The 14420-nt window shown below is 67.8% G+C and carries 14 protein-coding genes; 2 read left to right on the forward strand and 12 right to left on the reverse strand.

The genetic code is table 11. The features are described from left to right. Nucleotides 1-29: 29 nt before the first annotated feature. Both VCJ71_RS11315 and ispG read right to left on the reverse strand, forming a co-directional pair. Entirely contained in the window at nucleotides 30-947 is a 918-nt protein-coding gene (locus VCJ71_RS11315) for a histone deacetylase family protein (protein ID WP_324641528.1), read from the reverse strand. A 3-nt stretch (nucleotides 948-950) separates the two neighbouring features. Beyond that, nucleotides 951-2090 carry a flavodoxin-dependent (E)-4-hydroxy-3-methylbut-2-enyl-diphosphate synthase gene (gene ispG / locus VCJ71_RS11320; protein ID WP_324641529.1) on the reverse strand — a complete coding sequence of 380 codons (1140 nt, stop codon included), beginning with the start codon at nucleotides 2088-2090 and terminating at the stop codon, nucleotides 951-953. A gap of 114 nt (nucleotides 2091-2204) precedes the next feature. Between ispG and VCJ71_RS11325 the strand changes: the two genes are divergently transcribed. Next, on the forward strand, nucleotides 2205-3206 hold the full coding sequence (locus tag VCJ71_RS11325; RefSeq protein ID WP_324641238.1) for a zinc transporter ZntB: 1002 nt from the start codon (nucleotides 2205-2207) through the stop codon (nucleotides 3204-3206). Between the two features lie 21 nt (nucleotides 3207-3227). Here the strand turns inward: VCJ71_RS11325 and VCJ71_RS11330 are convergent, their stop codons facing one another. After that, entirely contained in the window at nucleotides 3228-4187 is a 960-nt protein-coding gene (locus VCJ71_RS11330; RefSeq protein WP_324641239.1) for an SDR family NAD(P)-dependent oxidoreductase, read from the reverse strand. 103 nt (nucleotides 4188-4290) lie between these two features. Further along, the gene (locus VCJ71_RS11335) at nucleotides 4291-5517 is read right to left on the reverse strand and encodes a mechanosensitive ion channel (RefSeq protein WP_324641240.1); all 1227 of its coding nucleotides are present in this window, start codon (nucleotides 5515-5517) and stop codon (nucleotides 4291-4293) included. Between the two features lie 124 nt (nucleotides 5518-5641). On the opposite strand from VCJ71_RS11335, the gene VCJ71_RS11340 reads away from it, so the two are divergent. Next, the gene (locus VCJ71_RS11340; protein ID WP_324641241.1) at nucleotides 5642-6727 is read left to right on the forward strand and encodes an isoaspartyl peptidase/L-asparaginase family protein; all 1086 of its coding nucleotides are present in this window, start codon (nucleotides 5642-5644) and stop codon (nucleotides 6725-6727) included. Nucleotides 6728-6731: 4 nt separating this feature from the next. Here the strand turns inward: VCJ71_RS11340 and VCJ71_RS11345 are convergent, their stop codons facing one another. The 8 genes from VCJ71_RS11345 to VCJ71_RS11380 are packed head-to-tail and all read right to left on the reverse strand — an operon-like array spanning nucleotide 6732 to nucleotide 14292. Further along, nucleotides 6732-7199 carry a GNAT family N-acetyltransferase gene (locus VCJ71_RS11345; RefSeq protein ID WP_324641242.1) on the reverse strand — a complete coding sequence of 156 codons (468 nt, stop codon included), beginning with the start codon at nucleotides 7197-7199 and terminating at the stop codon, nucleotides 6732-6734. After that, complete coding sequence (locus tag VCJ71_RS11350; RefSeq protein WP_324641243.1) at nucleotides 7196-8068, reverse strand: RDD family protein; 873 nt, start codon at nucleotides 8066-8068, stop codon at nucleotides 7196-7198. Before VCJ71_RS11350 ends, VCJ71_RS11345 begins: the two co-directional genes overlap by 4 nt. Beyond that, nucleotides 8065-9105, reverse strand: coding sequence for a stage II sporulation protein M (locus VCJ71_RS11355; RefSeq protein WP_324641244.1), 1041 nt, complete (start codon nucleotides 9103-9105; stop codon nucleotides 8065-8067). Before VCJ71_RS11355 ends, VCJ71_RS11350 begins: the two co-directional genes overlap by 4 nt. Then, nucleotides 9102-10424, reverse strand: a complete 1323-nt coding sequence (locus VCJ71_RS11360) for a DUF58 domain-containing protein (protein WP_416379170.1) — start codon at nucleotides 10422-10424, stop codon at nucleotides 9102-9104. The genes VCJ71_RS11355 and VCJ71_RS11360 overlap by 4 nt, the downstream gene beginning before the upstream one ends. A gap of 4 nt (nucleotides 10425-10428) precedes the next feature. Continuing rightward, on the reverse strand, nucleotides 10429-11385 hold the full coding sequence (locus VCJ71_RS11365) for an AAA family ATPase (RefSeq protein WP_324641531.1): 957 nt from the start codon (nucleotides 11383-11385) through the stop codon (nucleotides 10429-10431). 32 nt (nucleotides 11386-11417) lie between these two features. Next, a complete protein-coding gene (locus VCJ71_RS11370; protein WP_324641245.1) occupies nucleotides 11418-12683 on the reverse strand; it encodes a DUF4350 domain-containing protein in 1266 nt (421 codons plus the stop codon). Beyond that, a complete protein-coding gene (locus VCJ71_RS11375) occupies nucleotides 12680-13342 on the reverse strand; it encodes a hypothetical protein (protein WP_324641246.1) in 663 nt (220 codons plus the stop codon). Before VCJ71_RS11375 ends, VCJ71_RS11370 begins: the two co-directional genes overlap by 4 nt. Nucleotides 13343-13398: 56 nt before the next feature. Further along, the gene (locus VCJ71_RS11380) at nucleotides 13399-14292 is read right to left on the reverse strand and encodes a prephenate dehydratase (RefSeq protein ID WP_324641248.1); all 894 of its coding nucleotides are present in this window, start codon (nucleotides 14290-14292) and stop codon (nucleotides 13399-13401) included. Nucleotides 14293-14420 lie beyond the last annotated feature (128 nt).

Consider the following 14420-nt stretch of genomic DNA (forward strand, 5'->3'; position numbering starts at 1 on the left):
GTGCCTCCCTTTGTTTGCGAGAACCTATACTACTGCGCGGCGGGGGGCGAGGCGGCATTCTCCTGCGCCATCGCCAGCATGGATGCGGCGTGCCGCTGCGCCACCGCGCGCTGGTCCGCCCCGTATCCGCCGCCGAGCGCGCTGGCGACAGGCAGGCCGCGGCGCCGGCTTTCGCGCACGACCATGCGGTCGCGGGCTGCCAGCCCCTCGCCCGAGAGCGACAGCCGACCAAGCTTGTCGTCGCGGTGCGGGTCGACGCCGGCCTGGTAGAGGACGAGGTCGGGCGCAAAACGGGCAAAGGCGTCGTCCAGCTCGCGCGAAAGCACGGCGAGATAGGCATCGTCGTCCATCCCGTCAGGCAAGGCGACGTCGCGGCTGGACTGCGCCTTGCGGACCGGGAAGTTCTTTTCCGCGTGGAGCGACAGGGTGAAGATGTCTTCGCGCCCGGCGGTCAGGCTGGCCGTGCCGTCGCCCTGGTGGACGTCGAGATCGACGATCAGGATCCGCGCCGCGTCCCCTTCCGCGATCAGGCGGTTTGATGCGACGGCGAGGTCGTTGAACACGCAATAGCCCGCGCCCGTATCGTGCAGCGCATGGTGGCTGCCGGCCGCGCTGTTGGCGGCATAGCCGTGCTCCATCGCCAGCTTCGCCGCCAACCAGGTGCCGCCGTTGGTGTGGCGCACGCGGCTGGCGATGCGTGGGGTGACGGGAAAGCCGATCCGCCTTTCCTTTTCGCGCGGCACGGCGGCGGCGAAGACTTCGGCGACATATTCGGGGCTGTGCACCGCTTCCAGCCAGGCGCGCGGCATGGGATCGGGCGCGTGTTCGGTGATCGGATAGCCGCTCTCCCGCAGCGCCTCCATCACCAGCATGTACTTGTCGAACCTGAACGTCCCGCGTTCAGGCCGCGGAGCCGTGTAATCGGCGTGGTGGACGACGTGGAGCAGCGCCTATTCCGCCGCCACGGCGTGCGGATCGAAGGCGGTGGCTTCGCCCGCCTCGATGGCGGCAGCCTTTTCCTCGACAAGCCTGACCACGTGGTCGAGCATCGCCTCGCTCTGGACGTGGTGGTCGGTCACGCCGGACAGGTAGACCATGTGCTTGCCCGCGCCGCCGCCGGTGATGCCGATATCGGTCTCGCGCGCTTCGCCGGGGCCGTTGACCACGCAGCCGAGCACCGACAGGCTCATCGGCGTCTTGATATGCTCGAGCCGCTTTTCCAGCGCCTCGACCGTGCGGATCACGTCGAAACCCTGGCGGCTGCAGCTGGGGCAGGAGACGACGCGCACGCCGCGGGTGCGCAGCCCGAGCGCTTTCAGCATCTCGAACCCGACCTTCACTTCCTGCTCCGGCTCGGCGGAAAGCGACACGCGGATCGTGTCGCCGATGCCGGCCCACAGCAGGCTGCCGATGCCGATGGAAGACTTCACCGTCCCGCCAATCAGTCCGCCCGCCTCGGTAATGCCGAGATGCAGCGGGCAATCGACCGTTTCGGCAAGCGCGTGGTAGGCCGCGACGGCGAGGAACACGTCGGATGCCTTCACCGCGACCTTGTATTCGTGGAAATCGTGGTCCTGCAGCAGCTTGATATGGTCGAGCGCGCTTTCCACGAGCGCTTCAGGGCAGGGCTCGCCGTATTTTTCCAGCAGGTCCTTTTCGAGGCTGCCGGCGTTCACGCCGATGCGGATGGCGCAGCCGTTGGCCTTGGCGGCGCGAACGACTTCGGCCACGCGCTCCGACGAACCGATGTTGCCGGGGTTGATGCGCAAGCAGGCCGCGCCTGCGTCGGCCGCTTCCAGCGCGCGCTTGTAATGGAAATGGATGTCCGCGACGATCGGCACGCGCGCCGCCTTCGTGATCTTGCCGAAAGCCTCGCTCGCCTCTTTCGTGGGCACCGAGACGCGAATGATGTCCGCGCCCACTTCCTCGCACCGGCGGATCTGGTCGATCGTGGCAACCGCGTCTTCCGTGGGCGTGTTGGTCATCGTTTGCACGGTAATCGGCGCATCGCCGCCGACCGGCACGTTGCCGACCATGATCTGGCGGGACTGACGGCGCTCGATCGTGCGCCAGGGGCGGATGGCATTCATTGTCATGTGTCTCGGTAAGTTCTCGCGCGCTCCATATGGCGCATCTGCTGCAGTTTTGCGACCTTTGCGAATGCGTATGGGAATTCGCAGTGCAATGCGCCATGAACGCGCGCCATGAACGACCCGCGCGACACGAACGATCTCGACGGCCCCCTGCTCTTCGGCCGCGTGCTAAACGGGAAGGGCGGCGGCCGCCCCATCGGCTGGGACGAGGCGCGCGAATGGCAGCCGGCCGGCCCGGACGAGGTGCTGTGGGTGCACCTCTGCCGCAACCGGCCCGGTGTGCAGGAATGGCTGGAGGGTTCGCTTTTCGTCCCCGAACCCACGGCGGAATTGCTGGTGTCGGATTCCACCCGCCCGCGCGCTTTCAGCGAAGGCGGCACGCTGGTCAGCACGCTGCGCGGGATCAATTTCAATCCGGGGGCGGAGCCGGAGGACATGATCTCCATGCAACTGTGGTGCGACGGGCGACGGCTGGTCACGCTGCGGCGCCATCCGCTGCAGACACCGCGCGACGTACTCGCCCTGATCGACCGCGGGATCGGCCCGCCCGACGCAGGCGCAACGATAACCCTGCTCGCCGAATTCATGATCGCGCGGATGAACCAGTCGATCGTCGACATGAACGACGTGATCGACGCGCTGGAGGAGGAGGATCCGGAAAAGGACCCGGAAGGCATGCTGGGCCGCATTGCCGCCATCCGCCGCAACTGCCTCGGATTGAAGCGCCACATGTCGCCGCAGCACGAGGCGCTGGAGCGGATCAGCCGCGAAGCACCCGCCTGGTTCGAGGATCACGACCGGCGCGAAATCGCCGAATCGATCGACCGCCTGCGCCGCTATCTCGACGATATCGACATCAGCAAGGAAAGCGCCGTGGTCCTGATGGACGAACTGCGCGCCCGCGCCCTCGCCAGCAACGAGAAGGCGACCTACGTGCTGACCATCGTGGCCGGCATCTTCCTGCCTCTCGGTTTCCTGACCGGCCTGTTCGGCATCAACGTGGGCGGGATGCCGTGGACAGACACGGTGGACGGTTTCTGGCTGGTCACCGCGGTCTGCCTTGCGATCTTCGTCGGGCTGGTGAGCCTGTTCAAGAAGCTCGACTGGCTCTAAGCCGGGACTGAACTGGGGGCCTCAGCCCCAGCTTTTGCCGGTCAGTTCCTCCGATTTCGCCCATAGCGCGTCGGCGATGGCGGGATCGATGGCGTAGGACCGCACGCCTCCCATCGGGTCCTCGTCGTCCACTTCGGCGATGTGGCAGTCTTCCGCATAGAGCCCGCCGCGCCCGCCCAGTTCAGGTGCAGTCGCGACCCAGCAGGTGGTCGCCGCGCCTTGCGGGATGGTCTTGAACGGATCGGGCTCCTGCCCGCTTTCTTCCGCGTTCTTGCGGATCCGATCCATCAGCGCGGCCATGTCCGCTTCGGTCATGTGGCGCGACAGGTTGGTCATGATCCCGCCGGGATGCAGCGCAAAGGCGTGGATGCCCTTGTCCGCGAACCTCTGTTCCAGCCCCACGGCGAACAGAACGTTGGCGGTTTTCGACTGGCCGTAGCTCAGCCATGGATCGTAGTCGCGATCCTCGAAAAACAGGTCGTCCAGGTGGACGCGGTCGATGTGGTGCCCGCGGCTCGACAGGTTGACGATGCGCTGTCCGCTGCCCTTCTCCAGCAGCGGCAGCAGGTATTTCGTCAGTACGAAATGGCCGAGATGGTTGGTGCCGAACTGCATTTCGAACCCGTCGGCGGTCTGCATTTCGGGACAGGCCATGATGCCGGCGTTGTTGATCAGCAGGTCGATCTTGTCGAAACGCTCCTGCGCCTGCTTCCCGGCAGTGCGGCAGCTTTCGATCGAGGCGAGGTCGCACACCAGCGTATCGATCTGCGCGCCGGTGGCATCGGCGATTTCGGCCTTCGCATCGTCCAGCTTCCCCGCGTCGCGGCCGGACAGGATGACATGCGCCCCGCGGGCCGCCATCGCCCGCGCCGTTTCCTTGCCAAGTCCGGAATAGGCACCGGTGATCAGCACCGTGCGCCCGACCATGTCGATCTCGGCGAGTACCTCGTCCGCCGTGCTGGTCTTGCCGAAATCGCCCATCGCCTGTCTCCTTCGCGCTTCTCTTGGCACCGCGGCGCGGCAAACGAAAGGGGCGCCGGACTTGCTGCCCGGCGCCCCCTTGTCGTTTTGGCTTGCGAAGCGCTTACGCGCCAGGCGGCAGCGGGTCGTTGTCGGTCGGGCCGGTGGTGCGGGTCGTGCCGGCGCCACCTTCGGAACCTTCCCACTTTTCCAGCTGGCGTCCGGCCCACTCGCGCCCGCCGAGGCCGAAGGCGAGCGCCCCTGCCACGGCGATGCCGATCACGATCGCGCTGAAGGCGGTTTCCGTGATGATGTCGCCGACGCCGGTGTAGGACAGGCCCATGAAGGTGAAGAGCACGATCGTGGCCCAGCGGACCACCGTGCCTGCGGTGGAGGACCCGTCCGCCCCGCTCACCAGCTTGGCGAGCAGGTTGGCGATCAGGAAGCCGAAGCCGATGACCACCGCACCGAAGACGACGCGGGCGCCGAGTTCCAGCACCTCGTCGAGGATGGCGGTCAGTTCCGGGAAGCCCAGCATCCGCGTCGCCGCGATGGCGAAGAACAGGATGATCGCCACCTGCACGATGCGCGCGATGATGTTCGACACGCTCGTGCCTTCGCTGACGAGCCCGGTCGCCGCGATGGAGCGGTCGACGCCGAGGCCCGGCAGGACCTCGCCGATGATCTGCACCACGAAGCGGCTGATCAGGTAGCCGATGCCCAGCAGGATGGCCGCCCCGATGATGTTCGGGATCGCGTTCAGGATGATCGTCAGCATGTTGCTGGCCGGATCGCTGATAGCCGCGATGTCGAGCGCATCCAGCGCCGCGATGGCGACCGGGATGATGATCAGGACGTAGACGATCGTGCCTATGGTCTTGCTGATCGCGCTGTTGCCGGTGACACTGTCCACCCCGCCGCGATTGGCCCATTTGTCGAGGTCCAGCGTCTGCAGGAAGGTGACGACGAGATCGCGCACGATGCGCGCGACCATGACCCCGATGAAGAAGATGAGGCCCGCCCCGACCAGGTTGGGAATGAAGTCCATCACGTTTTCGAGCAGGGTGTTGATCGGCCCCGCAACGGCGCCGAGTTCCAGCACGGAAAGGATGGCTAGCAGGCCGAACAGCCAGATCAACAGGCTGACGATCTTGCCCAGGCTTTCACCGAGGCTGGTGCCGCTCGAGGTTTCCCGTGAAAAGAATGAAACATTGTCGACCAATTTGGCGAACGCCCATTTCGCCGCCTTCGCCAACGCCCAGGTGACGATGAGGATGCCGATCGCCATCGCTGCCTTTTCCAATATCGCCAGCGCCAGATCGCTGTCGAATTGCCTGTTGAATCCATTCATTCTTGCTGTCCCCTTTTGCGAGTTTTGTTCTCCGCGGGGATCTTGCTAGCACAACAAGCGCCGAGCCCGAAATCGGGATGGGGACAGAAGGCCGCAGCGGATGGTCGCTTACTGGGGAAAGCCGATGAAAAACTGGATCATGTCGATTGTCGTGGCTTCTGCCGCACTGGCGCTGCCTGCCTCCGCTCAGGAAGTCGCACCGGAAGAGCCGCCGCGCTGGTCGATCGCCATCCACGGCGGTGCGGGCACGATCCGACGGGAAGACATGAGCGAGGAGCGAGAGGCGGAATATCGCGCCGCGCTGCAGGCCGCGCTCGATGCGGGCAGCAAGGTGCTGGCCGAAGGCGGCAGCGCTCAAGACGCGGTGATCGCGGCCATCGTCATCATGGAAGACGACGCGCGCTTCAACGCAGGCCGCGGCGCGGTGCTGACGTGGGACGGCGTGGCCGAGCTTGATGCCGCGATCATGACCGGCGAGCAGCGCGAAGCGGGTGCGGTCACCGGGGTGCGCACGGTCCGGAACCCGATCCTGCTGGCGCGCGAGGTCAAGGACAATTCGCCCCACGTATTCCTGTCCGGCAGCGGGGCGGAAAGCTTCGCCGCCGACCGGGCCTTGGAATTCGCCGACCCGTCCTATTTCATCACCGAACCGCGCGTGCGGGCGCTGGAGGGCGTGAAGGCGCGAGAGTTGAGCGTACTGCAAGCGGGCGACAACAAGTTCGGCACGGTCGGCGCGGTGGCGCTCGACAGCGCGGGCAACATGGCCGCGGGCACGTCCACCGGCGGGCTGACCGGCAAGCGCTGGGGCCGCATCGGCGATGCGCCGGTGGTGGGCGCGGGCACCTATGCCGACAACCGCAGCTGCGCGGTCAGCGCCACCGGTACCGGCGAGTATTTCATCCGCGTGGCCGTGGCGCACGAAATCTGCACGCGTCTCCGGATCGAGGGCGCCGCCTACAGGGAGCGGGAGCGCGAAGCGGTGGGGGCGACCGGCGCAGACGCCTACGTTTCGAACATCTTCCGCGTGCAGCGCGCTATCGTTGATGAGGTAATGGCCGAAATGGCGGCGCTGGGCGGTACCGGCGGCGTGATCGTCGCCTTGCCGGACGGCGCGACGTTTTTCAGCTTTGATACGCCCGGCATGTACCGAGGGCGCGCCAACAGCTTCGGCCTGAACGAAGTCGCGCTTTACGCCGACGAGGGCAATTGAGGCCTCACAGTGTCCGGGCCATGCACAGGCTGAAATCGTCGGACACGTAGTCGCCGAAATTCTCGCATTCGGCGAAACCGTTGGCCGCATAGAAGCGCACGGCCGGAGCGAACGCTTCGGCCCGGCCGGTTTCGAGCCCCACCCACTCGTAGCCCCGCGCCCGCGCTTCGGCGAGGAGGTGGTCAAGCATCGCGCGCCCGGCACCCTTGCCGCGATAGGCCAGGGCGGCGCGCATCGACTTGAGTTCGCCGCGCGTTGGCGACAGCTCCTTCAGCGCCCCGACCGCCGCCAGCGCCTCGCAATCCCATGCGGCAAAGAACGTAACATCGGGCGCGCGCAGCCGCTCTGCCGGCATCGCGTGCACCTTGCAGGCCGGCGACCAGCGGTGCATCTCGTCGAGATGCGCCTGCAGCAGGGCGAGCACCGCGGGATCGCACAGCGCGTCTTGCCGGATGGCGTAGGCGCGGCTCACGAGAACTTGTCCTTCTTGCGATTGCCGAACTGCATCCCCCGCTCCAGCCGGGCGCGCAGCTGGGCATAAAAAGCCTCCAGGAAGACGCGCTCGTCGCCCGACCCTGCATCCCAGCCGATTTTTGCAGCGATGGTCTGCGCCACCTGCTCGATGGCGTCGGGCCGGTCTTCGCGCAGGACGCGCTCCAGCACCTGCAATTCGTGCTCGCCATAGACCGACAGTTCCTCTTCGCCGAAACGATAGGTTGCGCCGGTCGAGGCCGACCGCCCGCGCGCGCCTTCGCTGGCGGAAAGGAGGTCGCCCAGCTCGCTGCGCGGCCGTTCGACCACCCATGTGCCCGCGATGATGTCGCCTGCACGCATGCGGTCCTTGTTGAAGAACAGGAAGAAGCTGAAAATGCCGAACCACAGCAGGCCGAGCCAGCTGACGAGGCTGCCCCAGTCCGACGTCAGCAACCAGATGATGGGGATGAATATCTCCACTTCGCGCAGCAGGTTGCGGGCGATTACCGCCTCGGCCGACAGCCGCCCGCCGCTGCGGTCCGCCACGCGGATGCCGACTGCGCGCTTGCCCGGCGTCGCCCCGCGTGGGCCCAGCTCGAAGAAGGCGAAATAGCCGTTCTTGAAGAAGAACAGGAACAGGATGACGACGATCGCCAGTCCTTCGAGCGAGCGTTCGAGATTGGCGGCGCCGTTCGCGGCCCACAAGGCCAGCAGGAACACGGCGAGGACGGTGACGGCCATGATGGTGAGGTCGAGCACCAGCGCCCCGAACCGCGCGCCGCGGCTGGCCAGCGCCAGCTTCATCGGCAGCCCTTCCGGCGTCACCACCGCGCGGACCGCCCCGGCATCGGGCACCAGCGGCGTCATGGCGTATCCTCCGCCCGGCCGGGCTTCGCAGCCAGGCCGCGCCCCGCGCCGACGAAATAGGCGAGCCACAGGGCGCCGATGGACCCGCCGATGACGAAGCGCGTCGCGGTGTCCGTGACCAGCTGCCGCACGTAACCTTCGAGCACGGCGGCAAGGCTCATCATGATGACGACCCCGACCATCACCACCGCCGCGCGGACGCCGGCGGATTTCGCCGCGGCCATGATCGCGCGGTTGCCGGGGAAGGCCATGGTCCGCCCGATGTGGAGCCCCGCCGCGCCCGCCAGCATGATCGCGGTCAGCTCCGTCGTGCCGTGGACGCTGAGCCAGGCGACGAAATCCCAGCCGAGGTCGGCGCGGAAGAACAGCCACAGCATCGCGCCGAGCAGCGCGGTATTATAGAGCAGCAGCAAGAGCGTGGGGATGCCGAAGGCGAAGCCCAGTGCAAAGGCGAGGATGGAGACGCCCGCATTGTTGCTGAACAGGCTGGTCGCGAAAAGCGACAGGCCTTCGGTCTCCTCCCCGCCGCCGAACAGGCTTTCGGAAAGCAGCTGGGGGGAGGCATCGGGGCCGCGCCCGCCCGCCATGCCTGCCGGGACGAGGCGGTAGAACCAGTTGTCGTCGCCTGCGCACAGCAGCCAGCCGATCAGCGTGCCGGCGAACATCACGGCAAAGGCGATGTAAATGTCGAGCCACATCTGCCGCAGGCGCGCGGGCCAGCCGCCGCCCAGGAAATCGCGCAGCCAGCGCCACAGGCCGATGCGCGGGCCATAGACCTGGAACCACGCGCGCTGGACCAGCGCCTCCAGGTAAGCGATGGTCGCCGCATCGAGCGATGTCTCGCGCGCCACGGCAAGGCTGGACGCTGCCGTCCGGTAGAGCGCAGGCATCGCCAGCACATCCTCGTCGGACAGGCGGCGAAGGCGGCCTTTCTCCATCCGGGTCAGCAGTTCTTCCAGCCGTTCCCATTCGTCCTGCCGTTCCTTGCGGAACGTGTCGGAGCGCAGCAGCGCAAGGTCGGTCGCGGGGGCATTCATCCGATCCGCCCCCGGCGCTTGATGGCAAGGTAGCGGTCGATCACCGCGAAGCCGAGCGATTGCCACGGCGCCTCGATCACGTCGGCGCCCATCTGGCGCAGGCGCGAAAGCACGAAGGCGCGCCGGGTCAGCAGCGTGTCCGCCGCGACCGACCCGGCAATGTCGGGCATGGCTGCGGGTTCGGCCTCCGCCAGCTCTTCCAGCTCGGTATCCTCGAAGGTGACGAACAGGACGATATGCGTATCGAGCAGCCGCCCGACCCCTTCCAGCATCAGTTGGGCGGAAGTGGGGTCGGTGAAGTCGGAGAACAGGATCACCAGCGATCGCCGCTGCAACCGCGAGGCAAGCGTGGCGAGGCCGAGGGTGAAGTTGGGTTCGGCGGTGTGGTAGTCGAGCTCCGCCGCGGCGTTCTGCAGGCGGCCGAAGGCACCGGTCTCGGCATAGAAGGGCGTCGCGACCTCGGGCCGCTGGGCGAAGCCGAACAGCGACACCTTGTCGCCGCCCTTCAGCGCGACATAGGCGCTGGTGAGGGCGGCGGAAATCGCCCGGTCTATGCGCGGCAGGCCGTCCACCGGTTCGCACATGGTCTGGCCGCAGTCGAACGCGAAGACGATCTGGTTGTTACGCTCGACCTCGTTCTCGCGAGCGTTGAGGCGGACGTGCTTGGCGGAGGATTTCCAGTCGATCCGGCGGCGGTCCATGCCCGGCTGGTATTCCACCAGTGCTTCGAACTGCGTGCCTTCGCCGCGCAGGCGCCGCGCCATCAGGCCGAATTGCGCGTCGCGCAGCAGGGTCTGCAGGGCCGGGCTGCGCACGGGCGAGAGATCGGGCCGGATGCGTACCGCCGCCTCTACCGCGGCGGAGACTTGCCGCCGCGCAAGGCCCAGCGGACCGCGCCAGCCGATCCACACATGGTCGATGCTGCCCATGCCCCGGCGGGTCGGGCGGGTGACGGTCGCCGCTTCCCAATCGCCCTCCGCACCGCGCGTAATGGCACCGTCGATCCGGCCGCCCCCGGCAAGGCGCGGATCGCACGCGAAGGCGAAATCGCCCCCGTGCGGCGTGCCGGCGAAGTCGAGCGAGAGGCCCACGGCGGTCGGCTGGCCGATTTCGGCCGTCGGCGGGATTGCGAGGTGCCATTCCGCCAGCCGCGCGGCCATGGTTCCGTCGAGCAGTACCAGCACCAGCAGTGTGCCCGCCGCCGCCGGGGCCGCGATCCATGCGCCGGGCGCAAAGGCGGCGAGCAGCGCGGCGACCGGCGCGGCAAGCGCGGCCAGCATCACGGTGCGGGCGGTGGGGACGATTGACGGCGTTTTCACAGGCCTAGCGCGGCGCCTCCGTGTTCTCGACCATGTCGGCGACCAGCGTTTCTATGTCGCGGCCTTCGATCTCGGCGGCGGGAGACAGGACGAGGCGGTGGCGCAGCACCGACATGGCGAGCGCCTTCACATCGTCCGGCACCACGTAGTCGCGCCCGTCGAGCGCCGCGCGGGCGCGGGCGGCGTTGGCGAGCAGCACGGCGGAGCGCGGGCTGGCGCCGCTGGACAAATCGCTGCTGTCGCGCGTGCCGCGCACCAGCCGGACCACGTAATCGCCGATCTCGTCGGCCAGCGTCACGCCCGCGACCGCTGCGTTCGCCGCATCGAGCGCGCCCTTGTCCGCAACGCGCCCGACGCCGTAGTCAGCCGGCGACAGCGTGCCCGAATGCGCGCCGAAGCGCTTGACGATGGCAGCCTCTTCCTCCGCGCTGGGATAGGGCACCAGCAGCTTGAACAGGAAACGGTCGAGCTGGGCTTCGGGCAGCGGGTAGACGCCCTGGTTCTCGATCGGGTTCTGCGTCGCGATCACCATGAACTGGTCGGCAAGCGGGTGGACTTCCCCGTCCAGAGTGACGCGGCGCTCCTGCATCGCTTCCAGCAGGGCGGCCTGCGTCTTGGGCGGCGTGCGGTTGATCTCGTCCGCCAGCAGCAGCTCGGTAAAGACCGGCCCGCGCGTCAGCGTGAACTGGCTGGTCTGGAAATTGAACAGGTTGGAGCCGAGGATGTCGCCCGGGAGCAGGTCGGGCGTGAACTGGATGCGCCCGTAATCGAGGCCGAGCGCGGTGGCGAAGGTCTGGGCGAGGAAGGTCTTCGCGGTTCCCGGCGGGCCTTCCACCAGCACGTGGCCGCGCGCGAAAAGGGCGACGAGCAGCTGGTCGACCATCGCGTCCTGCCCGACGATGGCCTTCGCCGTCTCCGCGCGGATGGCATCGGCCAGCGCCTTCAGGTCATCGAGCGTCATCGCCGAATGCGGGGCAGGGGTGGTGCCGGTGGTCATAGGAGCGTCCTTTCGAGGTCTTTGAGCGCGCGTGCGGCGCGCAATATGTCGGCGGGCTTGTCCGATCCGCGCAGGGCGGCGGCGGGGCCGGTGAAGGCGGCGTCGCCCCTGCCGCGGCGCAGCAGCCGCAGGTCGATTTCGTGTTCCAGTTCCCGGTCCGCACCGCGCCGGGCGATGCCGAGCCGGCGGGCGAGCTTGCGCCGCATCAACGCGGCATAGGGCGCGCCCAGCAGGTGGAAGCGGCGGGTCCGCTCCACCAGCGCGGCGCTGTTGGCGACCAGCTGGCTCTTGCCGAAAGCGATCTCGCGATCCTCCGCCAAGGCAGGGCCGAACCGAGCCGTGCCGCGCCAGCCGAGCGCGATCGCGGCGAGCAGCAGGCACAGCGTCGCGGCGAGGAACGGTGGCCTGAAGGCGAGCGAGAGCACGTTGCTTTCCGCAGCCAGCCCGTTGAGCGTGATGTCGAAAACGATGCGCCGCTCCTCCGTTTCGCTGGCCATTACGTCCAGCAGCTTCATCGCCAGCAGCGCTTCGGCGGGATCGGCAAAGCCCCAGTTGTTGACGAGGTCGGGCTCGCTGATCACCATTAGCGGCCATTCGTCCGGGTCGTCGTCATAACCCGCGCCGTCCAACGCGCCGCTTTCGAACAGGTCGAAGGGCGCGCTCCCGTCGTCGAGGATGGCGACCAGCCGCCGCCCCTCGCCATCGCGCACGAGCGAGCGCCAATGGCCGCCGCGCATCGAGATGACCTCGCCGTCGCGCGGGAAATCGCCCTGCAGGCCGAAGCCCCGCCATCCGCGGCGCGGCTCCTCGCTTTCGACCAGTTCCAGCCCGTCGAAAGCATCGACATCGGCGACCCAGGTCGGCGCGGCGGGCACGTAGGGGCGGATCCAGCCGGGTTTCTCGCCCGCCGGCATGCCGACCCATTTCGGCAGGATCACGATGGTCGGCCCGTCGCGGCGGCGCCGGTCGATGAGGTCGTCCAGCTCCTCGCCATCCGCGTTGAGCGGCGGGGTCAGCACGGTAAGCGCCGCCTGCCCGAGCGCTTCGCGGTCGCGGGCGAGCGTGACGCCGTAGCCCTGCCGTTCGGCCAGCTTGCGCATCGCGCGATAGCCGTCCAGCCCCGCGCTCGCCGCGTGGTTGCCGCCGCGGCCGGAAACATTGCCGCCTTCCCCCGAACCGAGCAGGTACAGCAGGCCGAGGAAGCTGGCGAAGCCGATCAGGATGACCCCCAGCATCGCCCTGGTGTTGCCCGGCGCGCTCATGCGATCCCCCGTTCGAAGCGCTGCAGGGCGAAATCGGAATAGGCGGCGCGGGCGACCGTCCAGTCCTGCGCGTCGAGCGAGCGCAGCGCGAACAGGCTGCGTTCCACCCGCTCGGCTATCGCGGAAAAGGCGCGGCGGGCGGCGTCCGGCAGGCCGGGCAGGCGGGTGATCTCCCGCGCCGTGCTGGACGGATCGAGCCATTCGGGCCGCGCGGCTGCGATATGGCCCACGCTGCGTTGCAAGAGCAGGTGCACCGCCTCGTCATACCGGCCTTCGCCGGCGAGCCGGTCGGCATCTTCCAGCAGGGCGACCGCCTGCGCGCGGTCGGGCGTCCATTCGGCCGCTTCCTCGTCCTCGCGCGGGGCGCGCGGCGCGCGAAGCTCGAACATGCGCACGATGACGAAGACGAGCGCTGCGGCCCCCGCCGCAATGAGCACCCACTTCATCACCGGCCAGCTCGCCCCGAAGAAGTCGGCGACCGAAGCAACCATCCGGCCGAGGAATTCCTGCAGCTTCAAAAGCCAATCGGGCGGGGGACTGGGCGGCTCGACCGCGACGGGGGCGTACTGGATCGCCTCGTCGGCGCGCACCGCCTCGTAGTCGCGCATGAATGCGCTACCGGCCTCGCCTGCCGCCTGCTGCCCCCGACCCGTCGTCACGAGGGAAGTGGTGACAGCTATCGCCGCTATTCTCAAGCGCGGATGGGTCGCCGGGCCTAGCCGCGTTCGCGCGCGATCGGATAGGTGCCGAGGATGCGCAATTCGCGGCAATGGAAAGCGAGTTCTTCCATCGCGCGGTCGACCGCCGGATCGCCCGGTCCGCCGATGATGTCGGCATAGAATGTGGAGGCAGAAAAGCTCGCCCCCTGCTGGTAGCTTTCCAGCTTCGTCATGTTGACGCCGTTGGTCGCAAACCCGCCCATCGCCTTGTAGAGCGCGGCGGGCACGTTCTTCACCGTGAAGATGAAGGTGGTCATCACATCGCGTTCCTCGATTGCGGCGGGATCGCGCGGTTCGCGCGCCAGGACGACGAAGCGGGTCGTGTTGTCGCGCGCGTCCTCGACATGCTCCTCGATCACCTTGAGTCCATAGAGCTCGGCCGTCATCGCAGGGGCCAGGGCGGCGATGTCGGGATCGCCGCGCTCGGCCACATAAGCCGCGGCCCCGGCGGTATCGGCATGGCTCAGCCCGGTGATGCCCTTCGCGCGGAGGTATGCACGCGACTGGCCGATAGCCTGTGGGTGGCTATAGGCGATCTTGAATGGCCCGTCCGACATCGCCACCAGCGCGTGGCTGATCGCCATGAAATGCTCGTCCACGATGGCAAGGCCGCTTTCGGGCAGCAGGAAATGGATGTCGGCGACGCGGCCGTTGTGGCTGTTCTCGATCGGGATCATCGCTGCGCCGGCGCGCCCGTCCTTCACCGCTTCCAGCGCATCGGCAAAGCCCGGGCAGGGCAGGGCGAGCGCGTCGGGTGCATATTCCATGATCGCGCGATGCGAATTGGCGCCGGGCGCGCCCTGGAAGGCGATCGCGGCGGCGGGATCGCTGCGCGCGGCATCGCGCATCTGTTCGACCATGGCGGCGGCGGGGGCAGGGAAAGCGTCCATTCCCGCGGCTTAGGGACATGCGCGGGGCCGGACAAGCGCGCAGCGAAAACCGCTGCCCATGGCCGGATACCCCCCTTGCGAAGCGCACCCCATCGCTCTAAGTCGCGCGCAACCGAAATTCTCCCCGA

This window comes from Pseudoblastomonas aquimaris, from assembly GCF_035481675.1.
Classification (GTDB): Bacteria; Pseudomonadota; Alphaproteobacteria; order Sphingomonadales; family Sphingomonadaceae; genus Alteriqipengyuania_B.

What these genes read in the sequence shown, in the direction of transcription:
- VCJ71_RS11350 (WP_324641243.1), bottom strand. Translation starts at nt 8,068, where the DNA reads ATGACGCCGCTGGTGCCCGATGCCGGGGCGGTCCGCGCGGTGGTGACG.
- VCJ71_RS11365 (WP_324641531.1), bottom strand. Translation starts at nt 11,385, where the DNA reads ATGACGCTCGATGACCTGAAGGCGCTGGCCGATGCCATCCGCGCGGAG.
- VCJ71_RS11355 (WP_324641244.1), bottom strand. Translation starts at nt 9,105, where the DNA reads ATGAATGCCCCCGCGACCGACCTTGCGCTGCTGCGCTCCGACACGTTC.
- VCJ71_RS11330 (WP_324641239.1), bottom strand. Translation starts at nt 4,187, where the DNA reads ATGGGCGATTTCGGCAAGACCAGCACGGCGGACGAGGTACTCGCCGAG.
- VCJ71_RS11380 (WP_324641248.1), bottom strand. Translation starts at nt 14,292, where the DNA reads ATGGACGCTTTCCCTGCCCCCGCCGCCGCCATGGTCGAACAGATGCGC.
- VCJ71_RS11325 (WP_324641238.1), top strand. Translation starts at nt 2,205, where the DNA reads ATGAACGACCCGCGCGACACGAACGATCTCGACGGCCCCCTGCTCTTC.
- VCJ71_RS11370 (WP_324641245.1), bottom strand. Translation starts at nt 12,683, where the DNA reads ATGAGCGCGCCGGGCAACACCAGGGCGATGCTGGGGGTCATCCTGATC.
- ispG (WP_324641529.1), bottom strand. Translation starts at nt 2,090, where the DNA reads ATGAATGCCATCCGCCCCTGGCGCACGATCGAGCGCCGTCAGTCCCGC.
- VCJ71_RS11335 (WP_324641240.1), bottom strand. Translation starts at nt 5,517, where the DNA reads ATGAATGGATTCAACAGGCAATTCGACAGCGATCTGGCGCTGGCGATA.
- VCJ71_RS11340 (WP_324641241.1), top strand. Translation starts at nt 5,642, where the DNA reads ATGAAAAACTGGATCATGTCGATTGTCGTGGCTTCTGCCGCACTGGCG.